Source organism: Verrucomicrobium sp. GAS474, assembly GCF_900105685.1.
Classification (GTDB): domain Bacteria; phylum Verrucomicrobiota; class Verrucomicrobiia; order Methylacidiphilales; family GAS474; genus GAS474.
In genome coordinates this window covers 40,695-65,193 of record NZ_LT629781.1, presented here as the reverse complement: position 1 = coordinate 65,193, position 24,499 = coordinate 40,695, and the positions used below count along the sequence as shown (strand labels likewise).

Sequence of the window (24,499 nt, the reverse complement as noted above, 5' to 3'; positions counted from 1 at the left end):
TTCATGCCTGCCTGGTTCCCCCTCTGGATCGAGATTGTCGATGCCTTCCCCGTCATCCTGACCCTGGTGCTGATCGAGGGGCTCCTCTCGGTCGACAACGCCCTCGTCATCGCCTCCCTCGCCTCGCGCCTTCCCGTGGCCCAGCGGCAGCGGGCGCTCCGGTACGGCATCATCGGCGCCTATCTCTTCCGGGGCCTCGCCCTCGCCCTCGCCTCGTGGATCATCTCGAACCCGTGGGTGAAGGCCTTCGGGGCGCTCTACCTCGTCTGGCTGATGTGCTCCCACCTCAGCGGCGACCACGGCGGGGAGGAGAAGGAGACCAAGGTGAAGCACGGCTTCTGGAACGTCTTCTTCACCATCCAGCTGATCGACCTGAGCCTGAGCCTCGACAACGTCGTCGCCGCCGTCGCCCTGAGCCCGAAGCTCTGGGTCGTCTGCACCGGCGTCTTCATCGGGATCCTCGCGCTCCGCTTCCTCTCCGGCGTCTGCATCGACCTGATCAGGAAATTCCCCGTCCTCACTCCGGCCGCCTTCCTCCTCGTCGGCTATGTCGGCATTCTCCTGCTGGCCGAGGTTGTCTTCCACCTCCATGTCGGCGAGGCGGTCAAATTCGGCGGGATCGGCGGCATCCTGGCGCTCTCCCTCCTCTGGGGGAGTTCGGCGCGGGCGCGTCGCCTCCTCGGCCCCGTGGTGAAGGCGGGGAGCGTGGCGCTCAAGATCGGCGACCGCATCGGCGGGATCGTGACCTGGCCGATCGCCGTCCTTTTCCAGGCCTCCCGCGTGGCGTGGAAGCGCCTGGCCGTGGCCAAGGGCCGGAAGGGATAAGCTGGGGGCGCCTTTTTAGGCGCTCTTTTCCGCGGGCGGGGCGAGCTTCGCCGCCGCCGCCGCATCGAGGTACCATTCGAGCGCGCCCGCCTTCGGCTTCACCGCCTGGACGGGGAAGGCCTCCGGCGCGCCGGGGACGAGGATCGTCTCGAGCCGCTCGGCCTTGTCGGCTCCCGTCACCAGGAGGAGGACCTTTTCGGCGGCGTTGAGCAGGGGATAGGTGAAGGTGACCCGGTCGGTCGCCAACTGGGGGACGTGATTCGCGATCACCCACTTCTTCTTTTCCTCCAGCCCCGTCGTCCCCGGGAAAAGGGAGGCGGTGTGGCCGTCGGGGCCCATGCCGAGGAAGATGAGGTCGAAGGCCGGGACGGCCTCGTCGCTCCCGCCGAAGGAGGCGGCGATCGTGTTCTGGTAGCGGCTGGCCGCGTCGGCGGTGTCGGTCAACTCCCCGTGGACCCGGTGGATGTTCGCCGCCGGGATCGGGAGCTGGGAGAAAAGGCCCTGTTTCGCCGTGTTGTAATTGCTGTCGGCGTGGTCGGGCGGGACGTGGCGCTCGTCGCTGAAGAAGAAGTGGATCTTTCCCCACGGCATGGCGTCCCGGAACTCGGGGCGGGAGGCGAGGATCGTGTAGAGGCGCTTCGGGGTCGAGCCGCCCGAGAGGGCGACGCGGAACGGCTTCTGGGCCTCGACGGCGGCGAGGGCGAGCTCGAGGAAGGTCTGGGCCGCGGCGGCGGCGCACGCATCGGCATCGGGGAAAACGCGGACGGCAGGGGAAAGGGGGATGGCCATAGAGAAAGGGGAGAGAATCATGGAAGATCGGTCCCGGTTTGTAAATAGCCCGGTGAGGCGATCGGGGAGCGATGGAAGCTCTTCCGCGGCAACAAAAAACGCGACCTTTTCAGGTCGCGTTTTTGAGATTCCCCCCTTGAGAGAATCGGTGGCGTCAGAAGCGGCGGCCGACCGAGACTTCGGGCCCGAAGGCGTCGATGGCGCGGTTGCTGTTCTGGGGCTCGGAGAGGCCCGCGTTGGAGACGTGGGTGTAGGCGAGCGTCAGCCGGGTGAACCAGTCGTCGTTGATGTCGTAGCGGACACCGCTGGCGACGCCGAAGGTGAAGTTGAAGTCCTGGCCGAGGCCGTGCTCGATCTGCGAGGTGGCGGTCGGGATGTGCTGCTGGTTCGAGTCGGCGAAGTAGAAGCCGACGAGGCCTTCGACGAAGGGAACGAGCTTCCAGCCGGGCTGGACGAAGTTGTAGCGGGGGCCGAAGTTCGCGCCGATCAGGCGGGACTCGCGGCCCGAGGTGATCGCGTAGCCGGAACCCTGGAAGACGAATTCGGTGTTGCCGCGGAGGATGCCGCCCAGGGGCTCGTCGAGGGAGACGTCGTCGATCTTCAGGGAGGCGGTCACGAAGGCGGGGACCATGGTGTAGTTGTCGAGGGTCGAGGAGCGGATGTTCGAGAACTGGGCGCCGCTGCCGACTTCGATCGACCAGTCGCGGTCGGTCGGCTTCTCCGTCTTGACGATGGCGATTTCCTTCGGGCTTTCGGTGCCGGCGTGGGCGGACGAAGCGAACGAGGTGAGGGCGACGGCGGTAAGGGCCAAGGCAATGTGGGTGAGAGGAGAGAGCTTCATAACGTTGATGGGAGACAAGCTATTGTGATGCCAGATTTTTGCAACGGAAAAAAAGAATAAAACAGGATGAAAGCCGCTCCTCTTTTTACCTGATCTCTTCCATCGAAATTTTGCCGAACACGAGCGGGCAAAAGAGAAAAAACGAGAAAGGCCGTCCTCCGAGAGAGAGGACGGCCTTCGGTTCCGCCCGCCGGATAGGGCGGGCGGAGACAAACCCGGTGAGGGCCGGGGAGGGAAAACTCCCCGGCATATTGCACGACGCCAATGGCGTTTCAGTGCAATATGCGATTGCTGCTGGGACTACTCCTCGATGCTCGAGAAGGTCCGGGGAGCCGCGGGGGGAACGGGAGCCTTCGGGAGGGTTTCGCGCTTGGCGCGGATCTTCTCGTCGGTGACTTCCATCTCGACCTGGCCCTTGAGGAGCGCGCCGTCGTTGATGACCACGCGGGGGGCCTTGATGTCGCCCACCATGATGCCGGCGGGAAGGATCTCGACCTTCTCCGTCGCGGTGATGTTGCCGGAGACGGCGCCTTCGATGGTGATGCTGCGGGAGCTAATGTCGGCATTGACGACGCCGCTCTCCTTGACGTGGATCGTGCTGTCGAGCTGGATCTTGCCTTCGACTTTGCCTTCGATCGTCAGCGGCTCATCGCCCTGGATGTCGCCTTTGATGGTGATCGTTTTGCCGATAACGGTCTGCGTGGTTTCTGCCATAGGATTTCTCTCGTCTGCGGGTTTGCCGGTTGGGTTCTAAAGATAGGGAAAACGGTCGCACCGCGCACGCTTTCCGGGGCGATGGTGTACAAGGCTTTTGCACAAGTCAACGTCGGAAAAGCGGGAAGAGGCCTTTTCGTCGTTTTTCCGCGAGGGGGGCGGCTCGGAGCGGTTTGCGCCGGCGGGCAAGCCGTGAACGGGTAGGCGAACTTAAGCCTAGCGCGATCGGCGGCCACCCGGTAACGTTTCCCGCGTTATGGCTGAAGCGGCAATCTGGGAGTTCAAGGGCGGGGATGTGCTTTTTCGTGAAGGCGATCCGTGGGACGGGCTTTATCTGATCAAGTCGGGGAACGTCGAAATCTTCCGCGAACGCGGGGGGAAGACGATCCAGCTCGGCCTCCAGGGGCCGAACGAGTTCCTCGGCACCGCGACGATCTTCACCCGGGAACCCCGGACGGCGGGCGCGCGGGCGCTGAGCGATCTCTCGGTCCAGTTCTTCGACTCGGAGTTCATCCACCAGAACTTCGGCTTCTCCAATCCCGCCGTCGCCCTCCTGATGAAGGACGTGATCGGGCGGCTGAAGTTCGTGAACCAGCAGCTGACCGAGGCGCGCCTCCAGCAGGCGAACGACACGCCCCCCTGGCACATCACCCTCCGCCACATCCGCCAGCTAATCAACCTCCTGATCGTGCTGCTCCGGAGCCTGACGTTCGAGTTCGAGGGGAAGACCTACTTCCAGACCTCCAACCTCGGGACGCTGCTCCAGGACGTCCTCCGGTTCCGCAGCGATTACGCCGACAATCTCTTCGGCCTCCTCACCCGCTCCGGCGTGCTGACGGCGGCGGAGACCGAGGCCTACGGCCTCTGCCTCGTCAATCCGTCGATCTCGAAGCTCCAGGCCTTCCTCGAGTTCAGCGAGAAGACCGAGCGGCTCGAGATCCTGACGCCGAACGCGCAGGAGACCGAGGCGCTGCCCGCCCTGCGGCTCCTCGTCCAGCTGATGGACCTCCCCGGCTACGGCGACGTCATCCCGATCGACCGCCTCGCCCCCTTCCTGGAAAAGCTCTGGACCGAGGTCCCCGGCATCGAGAGCGCGATGGTGCTGGCGAACATGGGCTTCGTCTCGATCCTCGACGACGGCCGGGTCCGGCTCGATTGCCCGAAGATTCTCCAGTACACCTATTTCAACCAGATCCTGATCGGGCTCCACACGCTGACCCCGTTCCTCCTCGATTAGCGGGAGCGATTGGCCCTAGCATCCGAACTGCCGGTCCCCCGCGTCGCCGAGGCCGGGGAGGATATACCCGTGGCCGTTCAGGTGACGGTCGATGGCGGCCGTGACGATCGTCACGTCGGGCCGGACGGCGTGGACGGCGGCGATCCCCTCCGGAGCGGCGAGGACCGAGACGAGGGTGATCCATCGCGCCCCCTTCGACATCAGGCGGTCGATCGCCGCCAGGGCGCTGTGGCCGGTCGCGAGCATCGGGTCGAGGAGGAAGACGGCGGTCGACGGGGGGATGTCGGCGGGAATCTTGTCGAGGTAGATCACCGGATGAAGGGTCTTCTCGTCCCGCGCCGCGCCGAAGAAGGCGATCCGCGCCTCGGGGAGGAGATGCTCGAAACCGCGCAGGAGTCCCATCCCGGCCCGCAGGATCGGGACGAGGAGGATCGGATCGCTCAACTGGGCGGCGGCGGTTTTTTCCAGCGGCGTGGTGACGGTGACCGTCGCGAGGCGGAGGTGGTCGGTCGCCTTCGCGGCGAGGAGGTAGGAAAGATGCTCCAAGGCCCGGACGAAATCGGCCTGCGGCGTCTCCCTGTCGCGGAGGATGCGGAGGCGGTCGGCGACGAGGGGATGGTCGGCAAGGGTGTGGAGGGAGGCCATGACGGGGTCCTTATTTCTTGGCTTTGGATTTCACCTTGGTCGGCGTGGACGGAGGCGGGAGCGGGGGAAGCTTGGCCGTGAGGGTGGTGGAGACGGCCTCGGCGGCGAGGTCGCGCGCGGCGAGGGTGCCGTCGGGCGCGATCAGGAGGAGATTGGGGCGGCCGAAGGGGGGGTAGTAGCCGGAGAGCTTGGGCGGTTCCCCGTCGCCGAGGGTCCAGGGAATCCGGTTTTTCATCCCGTCGCCCCGGATCTCCGGGAGGGAGGGCTGGTCGCGGCTCTCGCTGGCGACGTGGAGGCTGAGGAGGACGAAGTCGGGCCGCTTGCCGAAGGCCGCGTCGGCGGCGCGGAGCGCGGGCACCTGCGGCGGCCCCTTCTCATCGAGCATGAAGTTGTAGAAATGGACGAGGACCCACTTGCCCCGGTATTCGGAGAGGCGATGGTCGACCCCGTCGGGGGTGCGGAAGTTGTATTCGGGCGCGATCGTGCCGACCTTGATCGGCGTGAAGACGTGCCAGGAAAGGGGGCCGGTGACGAAGGGGCTCCGTCCGTGGGAGGGGATCGTGAAGGAACGGATCGCGCCGTGGGCGGCGGGATCGCCGTCCTTGTCCCGCATGGCGGCGTCGAGCCGGTAGGTGCCGGGCGGGACGTGCCGGAAGATGAACGTTCCGTCGGGGGAGAGGCGGGCCTGGAAGAGATCGCGCTCGGTCGCGGTACCGAGGAAGACGCTCGATTGGGCCGGATCGAAGGGGGCGTAGAGGCCGAGGTTCCCCTTCACGGTGACCGGGCCGAAATGGAGGGGGCCGAATTGGTAGAGGAAAAAGGCCCCGGCCAATCCCAACGCGATCACGAAAAGAAGGGAGAATTTTTTCATGCGGCGTCTCCCAGTATCGGAAAGGAAAGGGGGAAAAGACAGCCAATTCCTCGGCGCGACCCAGGTTGACCGAGGCGGGATGATTGCAGGGAGCGAAGCGCGATCTTGTCCTGGCTTGTCGTGAAGGAATGGGGCGCTTACCCTGATCGGCCTATGCCCGATCCTTTCCCTCTCCCCCTTGCCCGTCGACCCCGGCGTCTCCGCCAGAATGCGGCGATCCGCGCCTTCGCGGCGGAGACGGAACTGACGCCGGGACGGCTCGTCGCGCCGCTCTTCATCCGCGACGTGGGGGCGATCCCGGAGACGATCTCCTCGATGCCCGGCGTGAAGCGGCACCTGGAGGATTCGCTCCTGTTCGAGGTCGAGGCGCTCCACAAGCTCGGCATCGGGATGGTGGCGCTCTTCCCCTCCCTCGGGGGGGTGGAGAAGGACGACGCCGGTTCGGCGGCCCTCGATCCGACGGGGCTGATCCCCTGGACTGTCGCGCGGCTGAAGAAGGAGTTCCCCGACATGGCGATCATGACCGACCTCGCCCTCGATCCTTTCACGACCCATGGCCACGACGGCATCTGGGACCCGAAGCGCGGCGACCTCGACAACGACGCCACCGTGGCGGTGCTGGCGCAGATGGGGGTGATCCACGCCCAGGCGGGGGCCGATTTCGTCGCCCCTTCCGACATGATGGACGGGCGGGTCGGGGCGATCCGCTCCGCCCTCGACGAGGCGGGGCTGATCCATTCCGGCATCGTCGCCTACTCGGCGAAATTCGCCTCGGCCTACTACGGTCCCTTCCGCGAGGCGGTGGGGAGCGGGGCCTCGACCGGGGGGACCTACCTCGACAAGCGGACCTACCAGTTGAACCCGGCGAACCGCCGCGAGGCGGTGCTGGAGGCCCTCCTCGACGAGGAGGAGGGGGCCGACGTGGTGATGGTGAAGCCCGCCGGACCTTACCTCGACATCGTCCGCGAGGTGCGCGAGGCGGTCCACGTCCCCGTTGCCGCCTATCAGGTCTCGGGCGAGTACGCGCAGATCGTGGCGGCGGGACAGGCCGGGTGGATCGACCTCAGGAAGACGCGGGACGAATCGCTCCTCGGGATCCGCCGCGCCGGGGCCGACCTGATCCTCACCTACTTCGCCCGGGAGTGGGCGGAGGACTTCGCTCGGCGGAGCTAGAGTCGGCTGGGGCGTACCGCCATGGAATACGGGCACGTTCCGGCCTTTCTGCTTCTCTCGGTCCTCGGCCTCCTGGCGGGGACGTTCAGCGGGATCGTCGGCACCGGCTCGTCCCTGGTCCTGATGCCGGTGCTCGTCCTCCTCTTCGGCCCGCAACGGGCGGTGCCGGTCATGGCGGTCGCGGCGATCCTCGGGAACGCGGCCCGCATCGCGGCATGGTGGCGAGAGGTCGATTGGCGGGCGTGGACGGCCTACTCGATCACGGCGATCCCCGCCGCCGCGCTGGGGGCCCGGACGCTCCTCGCGCTGCCGCCCCGGCTCGTCGAGGGCGGGCTCGGGATCTTCTTCCTCCTCATGATCCCGGCGACGCGGTGGCTCACGGCGCGGAAGCTGCGGTTGAAGACCTGGCACCTCGTCGCCAGCGGGGCCTTCATCGGGTTCCTCACCGGGATCGTCGTCACCACGGGGCCGATTAACGTCCCCCTCTTCCTGGCGTGCGGCTTGGTGAAGGGGGCCTTCCTCTCGACCGAGGCGGCCTGTTCCCTCGGCGTCTACCTCAGCAAGGCGATTGCCTTTCGCAGCTTCAACGCCCTGCCGGTCGAGGCGGTGTTGAAGGGTTGCTTCGTCGGCCTTTTCCTCATGCTGGGTCAGTTCCTTGCGAAACGGTTTGTTCACCGGATGAAGGCGGAGACGTTCCGGGGGACGGTCGATGCGATGCTGGTGCTTTCGGGCGTGACGCTGCTTTGGGCGGCGTGGCGGGGGTAGGGGCGGGGCGGCCCTTTGGGGCTGGCGGGGTCGACGCTGTACAGCTGGAGGCGATCCGCTTTATAGCCCAAGAGGGGATTCGCCCCTCCTGGAACCTCCTGTTCTGAGGGCCTTAGCTAGGCGGACGCGCTTGGGCGGCGCCTCGTCTCCGAACTGGATTAAAATCGGATGGTTCCTGGAGCGTCCGAGGGTGCGAGCGATAGCGGGAGACGGGACCAATACGCCCTGATTCCTATTGGGAGCGGAAACTCGTTTCCTCGCTTCAGCTTATTTCTTTGCCAAACTTTTCAATGCCTCGGCGGCGGCGGCGAACTCGGCCTCGTGTTTGCTCTTTCCTGTTCCCCGCGCGAGTTCGAGGCCTTTCCATGTGACGAGGACTTCGTAGAAGCGGTCGTGCGAGGCGCCTTCCTCCTTGAGGCAGAGGTAGCGGGGGGCTTCCTTGCCCTCGCGTTGGAGGAGTTCCTGCAGCTCGCCCTTGGCGTTGATGGCGGCGGCTTCCTGGGGGGCGGCGTGGAGGTGGGCGATCTCGGTGTCGAGGAGGTGGAGGATGACCTTGCGGGCGGCTTCCCAACCGGCGTCGCGGAAGACGGCCCCGAAGACGGCCTCCATCGCGTTCGCGAGGATCGATTGCCGGGTGCGGCCCCCGTTCCGTTCCTCGCCCCGGCTCATGGAAAGGAGATCGCCGAGGCCGAGGCGGGTGGCGAGGTCGGCCATCCGGGCGCGGCTGACGAGGCTGGCCCGCCACGGGGTGAGCTGTCCCTCCGGAGCCTCGGGGAAGAGGGCGTAGAGGCGCTCCGTGACGGCGAGCTGGAGGACGGCGTCGCCGAGGAATTCGAGCCGCTCGTTGTCGGGCGCGGCGGCTTTCCTCTCCTTCCCCTGCGCGGTGGAGGGGTGGGTGAGGGCTTCGAGGAGGATCTGCGGATCGGCGAAGCGGTGGGCGAGGCGCTCTTCGAGGGTGCGGAGCGGGGGGGGAAGGGGGGAGGACGGTTCCATGTCAGGCGGAGGGGAGGCGCGAGCGCGGGTGGTGGCTGCGGTGGACGTCGCGGAGGCGGGCGGCGTCGACGTGGGTGTAGATCTGCGTGGTGGCGATGCTGGCATGGCCGAGGAGTTCCTGGATGACCCGGAGGTCGGCCCCGTTCTCGAGGAGGTGGGTGGCGAAGGAGTGACGCAGGAGGTGGGGGAAGACGTTCTTCGCGAAACCGGCCCGGAGGGCGCACGCCTTCACGATCTGCCAGACCCGGGCGCGCGTCAGGGCCGTGCCGTTTCGGCCGAGGAAGATCTCTCCGCCGCTCTTCCCGGTGGCGAGGTAGAGGCGGGCGTTGTCGAGGTAGGCGTCGAGGGCGGCGAGGGCCTTGCTGCCGAGGGGGACGACCCGCTCCTTGTTTCCCTTGCCGATGATGCGGAGGAGGGCCATTCCCTTGCCTCCGCCGTTGTCCTCCGGCTCGCGGATCACCGATTCGATGCGGAGGGTGGTCAGCTCGGCGAGGCGGAGGCCGGAGCCGTAGAAGATCTCGAGGATGGCGCGGTCCCGCAGGCCGAGGTGGCCCTCCGGGAAGGGGACGGAGAGGAGCTTCCCCACGTCGTCCTCGCTGAGGCATTCGGGGAGGAAGCGGCCGATCTTCGGGATGTCGAGGGTCTCGGTCGGGTCGCGCGGGATGCGGCCCGAGGCGTGGAGGCGGCGGAAGAAGTGGCGGAGGGCGACGACGTGGACCTTGATCGAGGCGGGGGAGAGCTCCCGGGCGAGGCGCTCCTCGCGGAGGAAGCGGACGACGGTCTCGACATCGACCGCCTCGGGGCCGACCTCGCCGAGGTTCCGCCGCATCCACGCGCCGAAGGCGAGGAGGGCCGTGTGATTGATGAGCTGGGAGTTCGTCGCGTGGTTCCTCTCGGTCGCGAGGAAGGCGAGGCAATCCTCGATCTCGAGTTCCCAGAGGGGAGGAAGGGCGGGGGCGACGGGGGTTCCCATGGGGGTGGAGCGATCCTAAGAAGTCCCGTTGAGCTGGGCGAGGACGCCGGGGTCGCGGACATCGACCCATTTCTCGCTGAGGAAGACTCCCTTCAGTTTCCCTCCGGCGGCGAGGCCGCGGAGGGCGTCGGTCAGCTCGTACTCGCCCCGGGGCGATTTCCGGAGCGTGGCGGTGTGGGTGAAGATCCCGGGGGTGAGGATGTAGAGGCCGCTGTTGTAGTAGGCGTTCGCGGGAATCGCGTCGGGGGCCGCCTTCTCGACGATCTCGATGACGCGCCGTCCGGCGTCGAGGACGATGGCCCCGCCCTTCGTGAGGTCCTGGCCGTCGATGAGGCCGATGACGCCGCCGACGGGTTCTTCATTGAAGCCGTCGACGAGGGTGCGGTAATCGCGCGCGGGGACGAGGATGTCCCCGTAGGAGAGGAAGAAGGGGGCGTCGCCGATCCACTCCCGCGCCAGCTCGGGGGCCTTGCCGGTGCCGTCCTGGACCTCCTGCACGAGGTAGGTGATCTTCAGGCCGTGGGCGGAGCCGTCGCCGAAGTGGTCCCGGATGATGTGGGCCTGCCAGCCGACGATGATGCAGACCTCGGTGATTCCCGCCTCGTCGCGCAGGCCGGAGAGGATCGTCTCGAGGATCGGTCGGAGGGGGGCGTCGGGAGCGGCCCCGGGCGGACGGGCGGCGACCATCGGCTTCGGAAGGGCTTCGGTCAGGGCACCCATGCGGGTGCCGCGTCCGGCGGCGAGGAGGAGGGCTTTCATGCGGGGAAAAGGGGGAGTTCTCCTGAAAAGCTAGCAGAAGAGAGGGCCGATGTACACGACGGAATGCGGGTCGGACCGCATCGGCCCGGCCTTCGATTCAGCGCCCGATCTTGCCCGAACAGGTCGAGCAGGCCGCGATGAACTCGCCGAGGGCCTTCCCCGCCTCTTCCTTCCGCCATGCCAGGCCGACCGAGGCGGGCGCGGGGGCGGGGACGAGGGGGAAGAGGACGAGGCGCGGGCCGACCATGTCGACGATGCTCTCCGGCAGCAGGGCGAGGCCCCGGCCCGACTCGACCGAGGCGAGGAGGCTGGTGACGCCGTCGTGCTCCTCGGCGATGCGGGGCTTCCGCGCGAGGGGGGCGAAGGTCCGGTCGATCAGGTCGTGGTAGTCGGGGTAGTCCTTCCGCGTATAGGCGACGAGGGGCTCCTGCGCGGCGCGGGCGATGGGGAGCGATTTCTTTTTGCCCATCTCGGCGACGAGGGGGTGGCCGGGGGCGACGGCGGCGCAGAGGGCGTAGCGGGCGATCTCGGTGTAATTCAGGCGGCGCAGCGCCCCGCCGGTCGGCTTCGGCAGGAGGGCGGCCTGGAGCTTCCCCTCGAGGAGGCCGAAGAGCATCTCCTCGGTCGAGAGGTCGTGGAGGGCGACGCGGACGTTCGGCATCTTTTCCTGGAAGGCCCGGAGCGCCTTCGGGAGGATCTGGAAGGTGAGGGAAGGGGCGTAGCCGACGGCGATCTCGCTGCCCGAGCCGAGGGCGACGGCGCGCGCCTTCGTGACGGCCTCCCCGGCGCGGCGGATCACTTCCCACGATTCGGGGAGGAAGACCCGCCCGGCCTCGGTGAGGCGGAGGGACTTGGCGTCCCGCTCGAAGAGGGCGAAGCCGATCTCGTCCTCCAGGTCGCGGATCTGGCGGCTGAGGGCGGGCTGGGAAACGTGGAGCTTCAGCGCGGCCCGGCTGACGTTTTCCTCTTCGGCGACGGCGACGAAGTAGCGGAGGTGACGGAGTTCCATGTCCGTTCACTATGCATTTTGATTATGCTAACGCAAGAAACACGGTCTTTGGGATTCCGGCGAAAACGTCGTATCACTATTCCCATGACAACGACCACGACCAAGAGTCCGAGCCAGAGCCCCGCCGCCTCCGGCCTCGTCCTTCGCAAGGCGAGCGAACGGGGCCATGCCAACCACGGCTGGCTCGACAGCTATCACTCCTTCAGCTTCGCCGACTACTACGATCCCGCCTGGATGGGCTTCCGCTCCCTCCGTGTGATCAACGACGACCTCGTCCTTCCCGGCGCGGGCTTCGGCACCCATCCCCACCGGGACATGGAGATCCTGACCTACGTCCTCCACGGCTCCGTCGCCCACAAGGACTCGATGGGCAACGGCCGCACCCTCACGGCGGGCGAGATGCAATACATGTCGGCCGGTTCCGGCGTCCAGCACAGCGAGTTCAATCCCTCCTCGACCGAGGCGGGCCGTTTCCTCCAGATCTGGATCGTCCCCGACGAGAAGGGCGCGAAGCCCCGCTACGCCGAGAAATCGCTCCGCTCCGCGAAGACCGGCCGCTTCCATCTGCTGGCCAGCAAGGCGGGCCGCGACGATTCCCTCGCGATCCGGCAGGACGCCGACCTCTGGCTGGCGAAGCTCGACGCCGGGCAGGCCGTTTCCCGGACGATCCCGGCGGGCCGCCACGGCTGGCTCCAGGTCGCCGAGGGCGAGGTGACCGTGAACGGCCTCGCCCTGGCCACCGGCGACGCCCTCGCGATCACCGGGGAGACCGCACTCTCCCTCACCGCCTCCGCCGCGACCCAGGTTCTTTTATTCGACCTCAACTGATAACCACCCAACCGCACCCCTCAACCCCAGACCCCCCAGAAAACCATCCCCATGAAAGCACTCCGCGCCCTCCTCAACACCAGCTCCTCCTCCTCCCTCCTCATCGCCCGCCTCACCCTCGGCCTCGTCATGTTCCCCCACGGGGCGCAGAAGGCCCTCGGCTGGTTCGGCGGCTACGGCTTCGACGCCACGATGGGCTTCTTCACCGGAACGATGCACGTCCCCGCGCTCTTCGCCTTCCTCGCCATCGCGGCCGAATTCGCCGGATCCCTCGGCCTGATCTTCGGCGCGGTCAGCCGCGTCGCGGCCTTCGGCATCGCCTCGAACATGGTCGTCGCCATCCTGACCGTCCACGGTGCCAACGGCTTCTTCATGAACTGGAATGGCGACCAGAAGGGCGAGGGCTTTGAATACCATCTCCTCGCCCTCGGTCTCGCGTTGATCGTGATCCTGAAGGGCGCGGGCAAGGCTTCCGTCGACGGCGCGCTTGCCCGGAAAATCGAGACCCAGGGCTAAGCCGCCGAGCCCCGACGTTTCCCCGGCCCCCGGCCCCGATCGAGAGATCGGGGTGCGGGGGCCTTTTTTTACCGTTTTACCGTGTCGGCGTACTCCTACATGAAAATCGGGGATCGGCTGATACCGGGTTAACCGCCTTTCCCCCATCCTCACGTTTAGCAAACAGCAAAAGGAGCCGTTGTTATGGATAATTTACTGGTACGAAACCTTCGCAATCGGCCGACGCCGGAAGCAGGGCCGCAGGGAGCGCCGCTGCCCAAGATCGCTCCCGCGCCCGCCGGCGACGACGCGAACCGGGTGAAGATCCTCGTCGTCGACGACGACGCGGCCAACCTCTTCGCCCTCACGGCGGTCCTCGATTGCCTCGGCCAGGAGATCGTCACCGCGCAGTCGGGCGAGGAAGCCCTCGGCTACCTGCTGCGGGACGAATTCGCCGTCATCCTCCTCGACGGACACATGCCCGGTCTCGACGGCTTCGAGACGGCGGAGATGATCCGCGAGCGGCCCCGCTCCCGCCACATCCCCATCATCTTCGTCACCGGCTCCTTCATCTCCGACGAGATGATGTTCAAGGGCTACGCCCACGGCGCCGTCGATTACATCATCAAGCCGGTCGTCCCCGGCATCCTCCGCGCCAAGGTCGAGGCCTTCATCGAGCTCGCCCGCATCCGCAAGCAGCTGGAGGCCGAGATCGAGGGCAAGATCCGCATCGCCGCGAAGGTCAGCAAGCTCAACTTCGAGCTCGAAAAGAAGAACCGGGAGCTGAAGACGGCGAACGCCAGCCTCGAGGCCTTCAGCTACTCCGTCGCCCACGACCTCCGCGCCCCCCTCTCGCACATCTTCGGTTACCTCGGCCTCGTCGAGGTCCTCCAGCCCAACCTCAGCGGCGAGATGGCCGAGTGCCTCGAGAAGGTCTCCAAATCGGCGACCCGCATGGCCGAGCTGATCAGCGACATGCTCGAATTCGCCCGCGCGGGGCATGCCGAGCTGAACCTCCAGCCCGTCGACCTCGACTCCCTCATCGCCGAGATCCGGGAGCAGGACCTCCACACCGAGGGCCGCGACATCGAATGGCAGGTCGCGAAGCTCCCCGAGGTGCGGGGAGACCGCTCCCTCCTCCGCCAGGTCTTCAGCAATTTCCTCTCGAACGCCGTGAAATACAGCTCCCAGCGGAGCCGCGCCAAGATCGAGATCGGCTGGAGCGGGAGCGAGAAGGAACGGATCTTCTTCGTCCGGGACAACGGCGCCGGATTCGACATGAAGAACGCCGGGAAACTCTTCGGCGTCTTCCAGCGCCTCCATTCCAGCGCCGAGTTCGAGGGAACCGGCGTCGGCCTCTCCACCGTCCGCAGTATCGTCGAGAAACACGGCGGTCGGACCTGGGCCGAGGGAAAAGTCGGCGAGGGAAGCGTCTTCTACTTCTCCCTGCCGAAGTAGGGCCGGGCGGGATCTTCCCACAGAGTGCCCAAGGGAAGAATGGATGGACTTTTAGCTCTTAGTGAAGGTCCGGAATGCGTGCGGACTTAAGCTCGCATATTCACTCTTCCCCATATCCCACCCCATTTTTTAGGGAGAAAAAGGCGAGGAAGAAAATACCAATACACGGAAGCGATTGGACCGTAGATCCAGTACGTTGGGAAAAGTAGTTGAAATAACGTGTAATTATTAAATGAGCTCAAAAAATCCGTGTACCATGATCCAAATAGAAGTGAAAAAATAAGTAACGGGAAGTCCAATATGATAAGAGGAGTCCACGCCATTTGAGCTTCGCCATCCGAAGATCTAATTACGTATGAAAGTATGATTAAAAATAAGAATCCATGGATGATGGACAAAATGATCCCTAATCTTTTTGCGATCATATTAATTATTTCCTAAAACACCGTTAAAGAGGGGGGCTGGCTGTTCTTGACGGAATTCAACCATTCCTTCGACTATCCTCCAATGGGGTTCTTCCTGGCGAGGGTCAACGTAGTCTTCGACGACCGCGATGGAATAACGATAGCAGTGTGCTACCAAAGTGGGATCCCTTAGATGGCGATCTTCTTTATCATGTTGATGATGAAGAAAATCGGGCTGCAGGGATTCGAACCCTGGACCTCTTGTACCCGAAACAAGCGCGCTACCAGACTGCGCTACAACCCGTAAACTAAGGAGGGACGAGCGTGCCTGATCTCCCGGAGGGGCGCAAGTTCTCTTTTGCGAAATAGAGCTAGAGCTGGACGGGGAGCCCCATCTCGATGATCTGGTTCGGCGGGATGCCGAAGTAGTCCCGGGCGGGGCGGGCGTTCTGGCTGAGGACGCGGTAGAGTTCCTTCTGCCACGGCCACATGCGGGCCTTGCCGCCGGGGATGATGGTCTCCCGGTTGAAGAAGTAGGTGGTGGCCCGGGGGTTGATCTCGATGCCGTGCGCGGCGAGCTGGGCGAGGAGGGTGGGGCCGTTCGGCGTGTCCATGTAGCCGTAGCGGGCGATGACGCGCCAGAGGCCCCCGCCGAGGTCTTCGACGTGGACCGATTCCTCCTTCGGGATGCGGGGGACGCCTTCGACGGAGAGGGTGAGGAGGAGGACGGTCTTGTGGAGGCAGCGGTTGGCCTTCAGGTGGTGGAGGAGGGCGATGGGGGTCCCCTTCGGGACGGCCGACATGAAGACGGCGCAGCCGGCGACGCGGTGGATGTTTTCCTGCTCGATTTCGCTGACGATGAGGGAGACGTCGATGTCCTGCTTCAGGATGTGGCGGAGGATCTCGGCCCGGCCCCGCTTCCAGGTGACCATGATGGTGAGGATGAAGCCGCCGATGAGGAGGGGGAGCCAGCCGCCTTCCTGGAACTTCGGCAGGTTGGCGCCGAAGAAGGTGAGGTCGACGAGGAGGAAGGTGACGCAGAGGGGGACGGCGGCGACGCGGGGCCATTCCCAGCGGTAGCGGGTGGTGCGGTAGAAGGCGAGGGAGGTGGCGGCCATGGTCCCGGTGACGGCGATGCCGTAGGCGGCGGCGAGGGCGCCGCTCGACTTGAAGCCGAGGACGAGGCAGATGGAGCCGAGGCCGAGCATCCAGTTCAGGAAGGGGAGGTAGATGTGGCCCTCGTGTTCTGCGCTGGTGTGGATGACGCCGAGGCGGGGGAAGTAGCCGAGGGAGATGGCCTGCCGCGTGAGGGAGAAGGTTCCGGTGATGAGGGCCTGGCAGGCGATGATGGTGGCGGCGAGGGAGAGGAGGACGAGGAGGATGCCGTAGTGTCCCTGCGGCCCGATTGCGGTGAAGGGGTTCGTGAGGTCGTCGGGATGGCGGACGACGTAGGCGGCCTGGCCGAGGTAGTTCAGCGCGAGGCCGGGGAGGGCGATCCCATACCAGCCCCGGGCGATGGCGGGACGGCCGAAGTGGCCCATGTCGGCATAGAGGGCCTCGGCCCCCGTGACGGCGAGGACGACGGAGCCGAGGATGCCGACGAAGGCGACGGGATGGGACTTCAGCAGGGCGAGGCCGGAGAGGGGGTTCAGGGCGTGGAGGATGGCCGGGGTCTGGACGATCTGGATGGCGCCGAGGACGGCGAGGGTGGCGAACCAGAGGACCATGACGGGACCGAAGATGCCGCCGATCTTCGCCGTTCCCTTTTTCTGGAACCAGAAGAGGGCGAAGAGGATGGTGCAGGCAAGGGGGAGGACCCACGGCGTGAAGATCGGATTGACGCTCTTCAGCCCCTCGGCGGCGGAGAGGACCGAGATGGCAGGGGTGATCAGGCCGTCCCCGTAGAGGAGGGAGGCCCCGGCGAGGATGAAGAGGATGGGGGCGCAGAGGAGGGTCTCCGACTTCGGACGGAGGGCGAGGAGGGCGAAGATGCCGCCTTCCCCTTGGTTGTCGGCCCGGCTGACGAAGAGGACGTACTTGATCGTGACGACGAAGATGAGGGACCAGAAGATGAGGGAGGCGCAGCCGAGGGCGGCGACGGCGCGGCTGCCGGGGGTGTTGATCAGGCACTCGTTGAGCGCGTAGAGGGGGCTGGTGCCGATGTCGCCGTAGACGACCCCGACGGCGGCGAGGACGATCGGCCAATGGGCCTTGGCTTTCCCGTTCCCATTGGAACCGTGGGGGCTCTGCGTCAGGTCGGTGCCGAGCGCGGGGGCGGCGGGGGCGGAATGGGACACGCCCCAAACGCTAACGAGGAACGGGGGAAAGGGAAGAGGAAAGCGGGGGGGTCTTTCCGCTCTCGCCGTCCGAAAAAAAGGGGTACCAAGGGCCGGATTTGAACCGGCGACCAAGGGCTTATGAGTCCCCTGCTCTACCACTGAGCTACCCTGGCATTCCCTCTGACGAATCAGATTCCTCTCTTGCGCTTTCTACAGTCATCTTCTGCAGCGGAGTTGTGACGTCTACTGCCAAAGCACCTTCCGGAGTCTGGGAAAAGACTGCCGTTCAATGCCTTCTGCGGAACCGCGCGAGCGGGAAGTACTACGCGAGATTCCCTGTTTCCGGCAAGCAAAAATGGGTCTCTCTGGGTGCCGCCGTTTTCACCGCGGCGAAGCTCCGACTGGAGGATGAGGTTGACGCTGTAGAAAAACAGCGGGCTGCACCTAAAAACGTCGATTCGGCCAAGGCGCCGATCGCCGTGAGTCTAACGACGAAGTCCGGCCGGACCGATCTCCAAATGAAGGAGCTGGGGGGAGGGGGGCCGATCAAAAGGGCGACTCGAGCTTGGTTCGCAGGTCGTTGAGCTCGGCCATCAGCGTGGCGGTGTTCTTGTTTCCCTTTCCCCAACCGAGGCTGCGGCGGTAGCTGCCGAGGCGGTTCGTGGCGATCAGCTCGGCCTCGTTCACGGCGACGTCGATATGGGCTTCGGGAGCGACGTAGAGGGCGTCGGCGGGGCAGTGGGCCTCGCAGAGGAAGCAGGTTTGGCAGTCCTCCTTCCGCGCGACGACGGGCGGGCCGTCGGGGACGGCTTCAAAGACATCGGTGGGACAGACGGAGACGCAGATGTCGCAGGAGATGCAGCGGTCCTGGCTGACGAGCTCGATCATACGTGGACCCCGGCTTCGGGCCTGGCCGGTTCGGGGACGACTTCCTCGGCGACGGGGACGGGGCGGGTCCAGAGCGTGTCGAGCCCGCCGACGGCGAGGTAATGGCGTTGGGCCGGATCGAGTTTGGGGTAATCGAGCCGCTTGTGCATGCCTCGGGTTTCCTTGCGTTCCAGTCCGGCGAAGTAGGCCCAGCGTGCCGCGGCGAGGATGGCGACGGCCTCGCGGGACCGGATGAGCTGGTGCGGGTTTTCCTGCGCGGGGATGCCCTGGGCTTCCTTCCAAAGCTGATTGAGCTTGGCGAGGGATTCGAGGAGGGTTTCCTCGGTCCGGAAGATATTTCGCTCGAAGGGGAGGAATTCGTCCTGGGTCCCCTTCACGATGGCCGCCGCGTCGATAGGGGTCGTGTTCCCTTCGGCGGGGACGAGGCCCGCCTTGCCGGTGGCGTGGTAGACCCGATTCAGGGCTTTGCTTCCGAGGGCAAGCGCATGGACGGCGGCTCCGGCCCCGGCGATGTTGCCGCTCCCGATGGCCCAGGTCATGTTCGGTCCCGCGCCGCCGGTGAATCCGCCGCAGTTGAGCTCCCGCGTGGCCGCGTCGCCCGCCGCATAGAGGCCGCGAACGGTGGTGCCGCAATCGTCGTCGGCGATCCGGATGCCGCCGACGCCGCGGACGGTTCCTTCGAGGACGAGGGTGATCTCGAACCAGTCGGTGAAGGGGTTGATGTTGGCGCGGTCGAAGGCGGCCATGAAGTTCGGCTGCACCATGCGGAGCATCTTCTGGTACTCGGGATCGGAGGTGCCCCGGTCGAAACGGACGAAGACGGGACCCTTCATCAATTCCTTCGCGATGGCGGAGGTCGAGCGGTGGCCGTTCTTCGTGAGGCCCTCGAGGATGTTGCCGTCCTTGTCGGCGAAGGAGGCGTAGCGGTAGTAGGCGTTTTTCGTCACCGAGGCGTGCTTCGGCGCGGGGGCGTAGTGGGCGGAGAACTCCATGCCGGAGAGCTCGGCCCCGGCTTCGACGGCCATCAGGAGGCCTTCGCCCGTGTTCGTGTTGCAGCCGAGCGCCTTGCTCAGCCAGGCGCACCCGCCCGAGGCGATGACGACGGCCCCCGCCGTGACCGTCCAGGAGCGCCGTGCGTGGCGCTGGAAGCCGCGCGCTCCGGCGACGGCCCCCTCCTCGTCGACGAGGAGTTCGAGCGCGGGGCTCTGGTCGAGGATCTGGACGCCGACCTTCTTCAACTGGCGCCGCATGATCCGCATGGTCTCGGGGCCTTGAAGTCCTCGGAAGGGGGTGCCGTCCAGGACCGGTGCCTCATAACCGCCCCATTCATAGATCTTCGGGGCTTTCTCGAAGGTGACGTCGAGGATGCGGTCCCACCAGGCATGGACGGAAAGATGGCCGCCGAGGGCGTAGCGCTCGAACTTGACGCGGTCACGGAGTTCTTTCAACGGCGGGATGACCTTGGCACCCGAGGTGCTGGCGGCGAAGGCCCCGCTGGTGCCGAGGTAACCCTTGTCCGCGATGATGACGCGCGCGCCCCGCTCGGCGGCGGCAATGGCGGCCCAGGCAGCCGCGGGACCGCCGCCGATGACGAGGACGTCGGAGTGAAGTTGGAGTCCGGGTTCGTTCAATTTGCTCATGGGAGGACGTTGGAGGGTTGAGAGCGCTTTCGGAGAAGCGTTAATAAATCTATTAATTTGATCTACTATATGAAAATGTCTTTATCAACATAAATTCATTAATTTGTAAGTTACGAACCATGAATGATAAAAAAAACTTGCCAAACTATAGTATATAATCTATTGGTCTAATATACTAATTAATTTTTAAGCAACACTCCAAGCAAGCAACTCATCTTTTATGGCAAACATTGTGGTCGATACATTCGTGAAGGGGGGCCCTGTCATGTGGCCGATCCTGGTGACTTCGCTCACAGCGGCTTCGGTCGTCGCGGAGCGGGCGATCTGGTGGATCGGGACCGGCGCAAAACGGGAATCGAAGCGCCTCGAGCAGGTCTATGCGGCGCTCGAGCAAGGGGACCTGGAGAAAGCCTCGCGGCAGGCCCGGGATACGAAGGATCCGGTCCTTCAGGTTGTCTGGCACGGGCTGAATCACCACCACACGTCGCTCCAGAACGCGTTGCAGGTCTCGGCCGGCGTCCAGATCGAGAGCGCGGGCCGCTTCCTCGGCGTCCTCGACACGATCATCACCCTCGCCCCGCTCCTCGGCCTCCTCGGGACGGTGACGGGAATCATGGAGGCGTTCCGCTTCGTGGGGAGCGAGGACCTTCAGGCGATCAAGGTGAGCGGCGGCGTCGCCGAGGCCCTCATCGCGACGTCGGCCGGTCTGGCCATCGCGATCTTCACGCTCATTCCCTATAATTACTTCTCCTCCCGCGTGGCGAAGCTCACCTTCGAGATCCAGACTGCGGCGACGAACGTCGAGGTCCTGCTCGAGGCCGGGAAAAAGAATCGCGAGGCGAACCGCAACACGAACTCCATCCCCGCTCATGAAGCTGCTCTCTCCCATTCCTCATAAGAAGGCCCGGCTGGAGATCATCCCGCTGATCGACATCATGTTCTTCCTGCTGGCGACGATGATGCTCGTCAGCCTGAACATGGTGCAGCTCAAGACGCTCCGCCTCAACCTGCCCACGGCCCAGAAGGCGACGCAGGAGAACAAGAGCGACTTCTCCACCCTCGCCGTGAAGCAGGACGGCACGATCTGGCTCGACCGGCAGGAGATCGCCAAGGGCGACCTCGTCTCCGCGCTGAAGAAGCTCAAGGAGAGCAAGCCCGAGGTCCGTGTCCTCATCTCGGGCGATGCCGCCTCGGCGCACGGCGACGTCATCGCCGTCCTCGATCGCGTCCGCGCGGCCGGAATCGAGAAGGTCGCCTTCCAGACGAAGGCCGACGGAGCCTCCGCTCCGGCCTCAAACTAGAAACTAATTCCAAACTCCGAGATCCTCATGAGTACCTTGATCCTTGATGCGCCCGCCGCCGGGTCCGCGTTCCGCGCGCCTGCGGCCCCTGTTCCTCCCGTCCCCCGGCCCGCCCTCCTTGTGGGCGTGCTGCCCCAGAGCGGGCTGAAGAAGCCGCTCCTCATCGCGGTCAGCCTTCATGTCGTCCTCATCGGCCTCGGCTTCCTGAGCCGCCACGACACGCTTCTCGACCTCATCAACAAGGGGGAGGTCGAGTCCGTGGCGGCGAGCGATCCCGTTTCGCAGCCGCCCATCGAGATCGTCGATCTCGTTCCCCCGCCCCCGTCCGTCGACAATCCCGAGTTCGTCGTCCCGAAGGAGGTTCGGATCGAGCTGCCGAAGCCCGAGGAGAAGCCCCAGCCGAAGCCGACTCCCGTCGCGGCGGCTCCGGCCTACGCTTTCCAGAAGCCCGTCGTCGGCGATCCGAATTTTCCCAAGCCTCCCTATCCCTACGCCGCGAAGGCGAAGCACCAGCAGGGGACGGTGACGCTTGCCCTGAGCGTTGCGGAAGGGCAGGTCGTCGATGTCCAGGTGAGCGAGTCGTCGGGCTATGTCGTCCTCGATTCCTCGGCTGTGGCGTGGATCCGCCAGAAGTGGCGTTTCCCCGCGACGATGACCCGGAACTTCACTCAGCCGATTTCCTTCCAGCTGGCCAACGGATAGGAAGGGGGGGGCGATGTCGGGCGGCGGGGCCGTGGAGGCCATTCAAACCGGTCTTCGGTTGCCGGGTCGCGAGGCGGAGGATCCTTCCGTCTTGCCCCGCGCCGTCGGCGCGGCGGTGGTCCTCCACCTGCTTCTGATCGGGCTCGGATTCGCCAGCCGCCAGGACACCCTCCTCGACCTGATTGACCGGGGGCAAAGGGAGGCCGTGATCGGGGGCTCCCAAGCCGAAGTGCCGGTGACGACTGTCGAGCTTCTGGCCTTCGCCGAGGAGCCTCCTGCGCCTCTCGACACCCCCGCCTTCGTCGTGCCGAGGGAAGCGGTCGAGCCGCCGCTCCCGAAGCCCGAGGCGGCGGTGGAGGAGGAGTCCAGCGAGGAGTTGAGGGAGGAGGCGGTGGCCGTCGTCGCCAAGCAAGAGCCTCCCGCGCCGGAACCCTCATCGGCAATGGCGACGGCGGCGGCATCCGAGATGGTGTCTTCTCCGGTTGCCATTCCCGCCCCGATCTTCGCGCAGCAGGAGGTCGTGATCGGGAACAAGGACTTTCCGAAGCCTCCCTATCCGTATGCAGCGAAGCGGAACCGATACGAGGGGACGGTCACGCTCAACCTGAGCGTCGCTGACGGGCGCATCGTCGAGGTCGAGGTCGCCCGCTCCTCCGGCCACGCGATTCTCGACAGCTCGGCCGCCGCCTGGATCCGGCAGCGTTGGCGGTTCGCTCCCGGCATCTCGAGGACGCTCTCCCAGGCCGTCACGTTCCAGCTTTCGGACGGTTGACGACCCCGATCCGCATCGAGCGCGTCTGCGTTCACCCGGCTTAGGCGGGAGGCAGTACCTCAAAGATCTGAAGGCGGATGTCGTGGGCGATGTCGAAGCAGGGGGCGGCGGTTTCCTCAAGGAGGATGCGATGCTCGCGATCGAACTTCGCCGTCTCCTCGAGGGAGAGTGCCGCCCCGATCCACCGCGACGCCCGGATCCGGCCCCGCCACGAGGCCGAGGTAAAGGGAAGGGTGGTCCGGTGGGATTGGAAGGTGCGGAGGCGGAAATGCTTTTTCGACCACTCGGGAACCAGATCGACATCGCCGCCCGCCCGGGGCTGGGTCCGGAAGGCGGGATTGTGGCGTCGGATGAGTTCGTTCGTCCGGGCGGCGATGAGGTCGCCCTCGTCCGTCCAGATGAGGGAAGCGATGACGAGGAGGCCTCCCGGGCGGAGAAGGCGCAGGATTTCGGGGATGACCTTCTTTTTGTCGAAATAGCCCCAGCACATGCTGGCGGTGATGGCATCGAAGCCGTGGTCGGGAAGGCCGGTCCTTTCCGCCGAGGCGACTTGGAAGTTGATCCGGATGTCGGCGCGGCGGGCGGCCTCCTGCGCGGCCGCGATCTGCTCCTCGGAAAGATCGATGCCCGTGACGTGGGCCCCGCGCAGGGCCAGGGGAACGGCGAGGGCTCCGGTTCCGCAGCCGAGGTCGAGGAGGGCCTGCTTCGGCACGCCGACGCCGAGGAGGCGGAGAAGGTCGAAAAAGGGGCGCGGGTAGGTGGGACGGTACTCGAGGTAGTCGGTCGAAATATGGGACCAGTGGAGTTGGCGACCGTGCCTGACGGCTTCCTTTTCGCTGGCGTTGGCGGTGCGGCTCATAGGAGGTGGCCCAGTTTGCGGCGTTTGGTTTCGAGGTAGGTGCGGTTGTGTTTGTTGGCGGAGATGCGGATCGGGACCCGCCCGGCGATTTCGAGGCCGTACCCGGCCAGGCCGACAATCTTCTTCGGGTTGTTCGTCAGCAGCCGGATGCGGGAGAGCCCGAGGTCGGCCAGGATCTGGGCTCCGAGGCCGTACTCGCGGAGGTCGCTCCCATAGCCGAGCCGGAGGTTGGCCTCGACGGTATCGAGGCCCTCTTCCTGGAGTTTGTAGGCGCGGATCTTGCCCCGCAGCCCGATGCCCCGCCCCTCCTGGCGCATGTAGAGGAGGACGCCGCGCCCGGCCCGCGCGATCGCGGCCAGCGCGGTGTCGAGCTGCGAGCCGCAATCGCACCGGTTCGAGCCGAAGACATCCCCGGTGAGGCATTCGCTGTGGACGCGGACGAGGACCGGTTCCCCTTGATGGGCGGGGTCCGGGAGATCGCCCCGGACGAGGGCGATGTGCTCGGCCCCGTCGAGGTCCGAGGCGTAGAGGTGGAGGGTGAAGGGGCCGTGGTCGGTCGGCAGGGAGATGCTCTCGATCCGTCGGACGAGGCGCTCCGTTCGCCGCCGGTACTCGATGAGGGCGCCGATGGTGCAGCGCTTCAGCCCGTGGCGGGCGGCGAAGCGGCGCAGGGCGGGGAGGCGGGCCATCGCGCCGTCCTCGCCGAGGATCTCGCAGATGACGGCGGAGGGGTCGAGCCCGGCGAGGCGCATGAGATCGACGGCCGCCTCGGTGTGTCCGGCCCGCTGGAGGACGCCCCCCGGCTTCGCCTGGAGGGGGAAGATGTGGCCGGGCTGGACGAGGTCGGCCTTCGTCGCGCGGGGATCGGCGAGGAGGCCGATGGTCCGGGCGCGATCGGCCGCGCTGATGCCGGTGGTGATTCCCCGGGCGGCGTCGATGGAGACGGTGAAGTCGGTCTTCATGCTCTCCCGGTTCTCGGCGACCATCCGGGGGATGCCGAGGAGGGCGGCCCGCTCCCGGGTGATCGGCGCGCAGATCAGGCCTCGGCCGTGGCGGGCCATGAAGTTGATCGTCTCGGCCGTGACGCCCTGGGCGGCGGCGACGAGATCGCCTTCGTTTTCGCGGTTCTCGTCGTCGCTGACGACCACGATCTTCCCCCGGCGCAGCGCGTCTAGGATGTCGGGAATCGAATCCGGGGCGGGACCGGAGCCCGGCTTTTTAGCCTTGGCCGGTGCCTTTCTCCGGCGGGAGGCGAGGGGGAGGTGCATGGCCTGAGGGG

At 65.9% G+C, this 24,499-nt stretch carries 25 protein-coding genes and 2 tRNA genes; 11 read left to right on the top strand and 16 right to left on the bottom strand.

Annotation, left to right across the window (positions count from 1 at the left end; translation table 11 throughout):
* Nucleotides 1–3: 3 nt before the first annotated feature.
* Nucleotides 4–825: a hypothetical protein gene (locus tag BLU04_RS00355; protein WP_093280791.1), complete on the top strand. Its 822-nt coding sequence runs from the start codon at nucleotides 4–6 to the stop codon at nucleotides 823–825.
* Nucleotides 826–840: 15 nt separating this feature from the next.
* Here the strand turns inward: BLU04_RS00355 and pgl are convergent, their stop codons facing one another.
* The 3 genes from pgl to BLU04_RS00340 form a co-directional block, all read right to left on the bottom strand.
* Nucleotides 841–1,614 carry a 6-phosphogluconolactonase gene (gene pgl, locus BLU04_RS00350; RefSeq protein WP_157894993.1) on the bottom strand — a complete coding sequence of 258 codons (774 nt, stop codon included), beginning with the start codon at nucleotides 1,612–1,614 and terminating at the stop codon, nucleotides 841–843.
* A gap of 154 nt (nucleotides 1,615–1,768) precedes the next feature.
* A complete protein-coding gene (locus tag BLU04_RS00345) occupies nucleotides 1,769–2,455 on the bottom strand; it encodes an acyloxyacyl hydrolase (RefSeq protein WP_093280786.1) in 687 nt (228 codons plus the stop codon).
* 300 nt (nucleotides 2,456–2,755) lie between these two features.
* Nucleotides 2,756–3,169 carry a polymer-forming cytoskeletal protein gene (locus tag BLU04_RS00340; RefSeq protein WP_093280783.1) on the bottom strand — a complete coding sequence of 138 codons (414 nt, stop codon included), beginning with the start codon at nucleotides 3,167–3,169 and terminating at the stop codon, nucleotides 2,756–2,758.
* Nucleotides 3,170–3,425: 256 nt separating this feature from the next.
* On the opposite strand from BLU04_RS00340, the gene BLU04_RS00335 reads away from it, so the two are divergent.
* A complete protein-coding gene (locus BLU04_RS00335; RefSeq protein ID WP_093280780.1) occupies nucleotides 3,426–4,406 on the top strand; it encodes a cyclic nucleotide-binding domain-containing protein in 981 nt (326 codons plus the stop codon).
* Between the two features lie 15 nt (nucleotides 4,407–4,421).
* Here the strand turns inward: BLU04_RS00335 and upp are convergent, their stop codons facing one another.
* Together upp and BLU04_RS00325 are read right to left on the bottom strand one after the other, a co-directional pair.
* The gene (gene upp / locus BLU04_RS00330; protein WP_093280777.1) at nucleotides 4,422–5,051 is read right to left on the bottom strand and encodes a uracil phosphoribosyltransferase; all 630 of its coding nucleotides are present in this window, start codon (nucleotides 5,049–5,051) and stop codon (nucleotides 4,422–4,424) included.
* Nucleotides 5,052–5,061: 10 nt separating this feature from the next.
* Complete coding sequence (locus BLU04_RS00325; RefSeq protein WP_093280774.1) at nucleotides 5,062–5,922, bottom strand: hypothetical protein; 861 nt, start codon at nucleotides 5,920–5,922, stop codon at nucleotides 5,062–5,064.
* 153 nt (nucleotides 5,923–6,075) lie between these two features.
* Between BLU04_RS00325 and hemB the strand changes: the two genes are divergently transcribed.
* Complete coding sequence (gene hemB, locus BLU04_RS00320; RefSeq protein ID WP_093280771.1) at nucleotides 6,076–7,095, top strand: porphobilinogen synthase; 1,020 nt, start codon at nucleotides 6,076–6,078, stop codon at nucleotides 7,093–7,095.
* 21 nt (nucleotides 7,096–7,116) lie between these two features.
* The gene (locus tag BLU04_RS00315) at nucleotides 7,117–7,860 is read left to right on the top strand and encodes a sulfite exporter TauE/SafE family protein (RefSeq protein WP_093280769.1); all 744 of its coding nucleotides are present in this window, start codon (nucleotides 7,117–7,119) and stop codon (nucleotides 7,858–7,860) included.
* 267 nt (nucleotides 7,861–8,127) lie between these two features.
* Here BLU04_RS00315 and rnc read toward each other — a convergent pair whose 3' ends face one another.
* The 4 genes from rnc to BLU04_RS00295 all read right to left on the bottom strand — a co-directional run bounded on the left by rnc (nucleotide 8,128) and on the right by BLU04_RS00295 (nucleotide 11,594).
* Entirely contained in the window at nucleotides 8,128–8,853 is a 726-nt protein-coding gene (gene rnc, locus BLU04_RS00310; protein ID WP_093280766.1) for a ribonuclease III, read from the bottom strand.
* Between the two features lies 1 nt (nucleotide 8,854).
* Nucleotides 8,855–9,826: a tyrosine recombinase gene (locus BLU04_RS00305; RefSeq protein WP_093280764.1), complete on the bottom strand. Its 972-nt coding sequence runs from the start codon at nucleotides 9,824–9,826 to the stop codon at nucleotides 8,855–8,857.
* A 15-nt stretch (nucleotides 9,827–9,841) separates the two neighbouring features.
* Nucleotides 9,842–10,585, bottom strand: a complete 744-nt coding sequence (locus BLU04_RS00300) for a nucleotidyltransferase family protein (RefSeq protein WP_093280761.1) — start codon at nucleotides 10,583–10,585, stop codon at nucleotides 9,842–9,844.
* Nucleotides 10,586–10,682: 97 nt separating this feature from the next.
* Nucleotides 10,683–11,594, bottom strand: a complete 912-nt coding sequence (locus BLU04_RS00295) for a LysR substrate-binding domain-containing protein (protein WP_093280759.1) — start codon at nucleotides 11,592–11,594, stop codon at nucleotides 10,683–10,685.
* An 84-nt stretch (nucleotides 11,595–11,678) separates the two neighbouring features.
* Here BLU04_RS00295 and BLU04_RS00290 point away from each other — a divergent pair, with 84 nt between their 5' ends.
* The 3 genes from BLU04_RS00290 to BLU04_RS00280 all read left to right on the top strand — a co-directional run bounded on the left by BLU04_RS00290 (nucleotide 11,679) and on the right by BLU04_RS00280 (nucleotide 14,375).
* Complete coding sequence (locus BLU04_RS00290) at nucleotides 11,679–12,422, top strand: pirin family protein (RefSeq protein WP_093280756.1); 744 nt, start codon at nucleotides 11,679–11,681, stop codon at nucleotides 12,420–12,422.
* Nucleotides 12,423–12,473: 51 nt separating this feature from the next.
* Nucleotides 12,474–12,938, top strand: coding sequence for a DoxX family protein (locus BLU04_RS00285; protein WP_093280754.1), 465 nt, complete (start codon nucleotides 12,474–12,476; stop codon nucleotides 12,936–12,938).
* 183 nt (nucleotides 12,939–13,121) lie between these two features.
* The gene (locus tag BLU04_RS00280) at nucleotides 13,122–14,375 is read left to right on the top strand and encodes an ATP-binding protein (protein ID WP_093280751.1); all 1,254 of its coding nucleotides are present in this window, start codon (nucleotides 13,122–13,124) and stop codon (nucleotides 14,373–14,375) included.
* A 634-nt stretch (nucleotides 14,376–15,009) separates the two neighbouring features.
* Here BLU04_RS00280 and BLU04_RS00275 read toward each other — a convergent pair.
* The 5 genes from BLU04_RS00275 to BLU04_RS00255 form a co-directional block, all read right to left on the bottom strand.
* Nucleotides 15,010–15,083: transfer RNA gene (locus BLU04_RS00275), tRNA-Pro, on the bottom strand.
* 67 nt (nucleotides 15,084–15,150) lie between these two features.
* Nucleotides 15,151–17,076 (bottom strand): KUP/HAK/KT family potassium transporter, encoded by a 1,926-nt coding sequence (locus BLU04_RS00270; protein WP_197672982.1) that lies wholly within the window; start codon nucleotides 17,074–17,076, stop codon nucleotides 15,151–15,153.
* Between the two features lie 83 nt (nucleotides 17,077–17,159).
* Nucleotides 17,160–17,231 (bottom strand) — tRNA-Met (locus tag BLU04_RS00265).
* Between the two features lie 373 nt (nucleotides 17,232–17,604).
* Nucleotides 17,605–17,946, bottom strand: a complete 342-nt coding sequence (locus BLU04_RS00260) for a ferredoxin family protein (RefSeq protein ID WP_093280748.1) — start codon at nucleotides 17,944–17,946, stop codon at nucleotides 17,605–17,607.
* Nucleotides 17,943–19,586, bottom strand: coding sequence for an FAD-binding protein (locus tag BLU04_RS00255; protein ID WP_093280745.1), 1,644 nt, complete (start codon nucleotides 19,584–19,586; stop codon nucleotides 17,943–17,945). Before BLU04_RS00255 ends, BLU04_RS00260 begins: the two co-directional genes overlap by 4 nt.
* A gap of 220 nt (nucleotides 19,587–19,806) precedes the next feature.
* Here BLU04_RS00255 and BLU04_RS00250 point away from each other — a divergent pair, with 220 nt between their 5' ends.
* From BLU04_RS00250 to BLU04_RS00235, 4 genes are all read left to right on the top strand, one after another.
* The gene (locus BLU04_RS00250; RefSeq protein ID WP_093280743.1) at nucleotides 19,807–20,484 is read left to right on the top strand and encodes a MotA/TolQ/ExbB proton channel family protein; all 678 of its coding nucleotides are present in this window, start codon (nucleotides 19,807–19,809) and stop codon (nucleotides 20,482–20,484) included.
* Nucleotides 20,456–20,887, top strand: a complete 432-nt coding sequence (locus BLU04_RS00245) for a biopolymer transporter ExbD (RefSeq protein WP_093280740.1) — start codon at nucleotides 20,456–20,458, stop codon at nucleotides 20,885–20,887. The genes BLU04_RS00250 and BLU04_RS00245 overlap by 29 nt, the downstream gene beginning before the upstream one ends.
* 27 nt (nucleotides 20,888–20,914) lie before the next feature.
* On the top strand, nucleotides 20,915–21,589 hold the full coding sequence (locus BLU04_RS00240) for an energy transducer TonB (RefSeq protein ID WP_093280738.1): 675 nt from the start codon (nucleotides 20,915–20,917) through the stop codon (nucleotides 21,587–21,589).
* A gap of 91 nt (nucleotides 21,590–21,680) precedes the next feature.
* The gene (locus BLU04_RS00235; RefSeq protein ID WP_157894992.1) at nucleotides 21,681–22,361 is read left to right on the top strand and encodes an energy transducer TonB; all 681 of its coding nucleotides are present in this window, start codon (nucleotides 21,681–21,683) and stop codon (nucleotides 22,359–22,361) included.
* A gap of 40 nt (nucleotides 22,362–22,401) precedes the next feature.
* Here the strand turns inward: BLU04_RS00235 and BLU04_RS00230 are convergent, their stop codons facing one another.
* Complete coding sequence (locus tag BLU04_RS00230) at nucleotides 22,402–23,220, bottom strand: class I SAM-dependent methyltransferase (protein ID WP_093280732.1); 819 nt, start codon at nucleotides 23,218–23,220, stop codon at nucleotides 22,402–22,404.
* Nucleotides 23,217–24,488 (bottom strand): bifunctional 3,4-dihydroxy-2-butanone-4-phosphate synthase/GTP cyclohydrolase II, encoded by a 1,272-nt coding sequence (locus BLU04_RS00225; RefSeq protein ID WP_093280729.1) that lies wholly within the window; start codon nucleotides 24,486–24,488, stop codon nucleotides 23,217–23,219. Before BLU04_RS00225 ends, BLU04_RS00230 begins: the two co-directional genes overlap by 4 nt.
* Nucleotides 24,489–24,499: the final 11 nt, after the last annotated feature.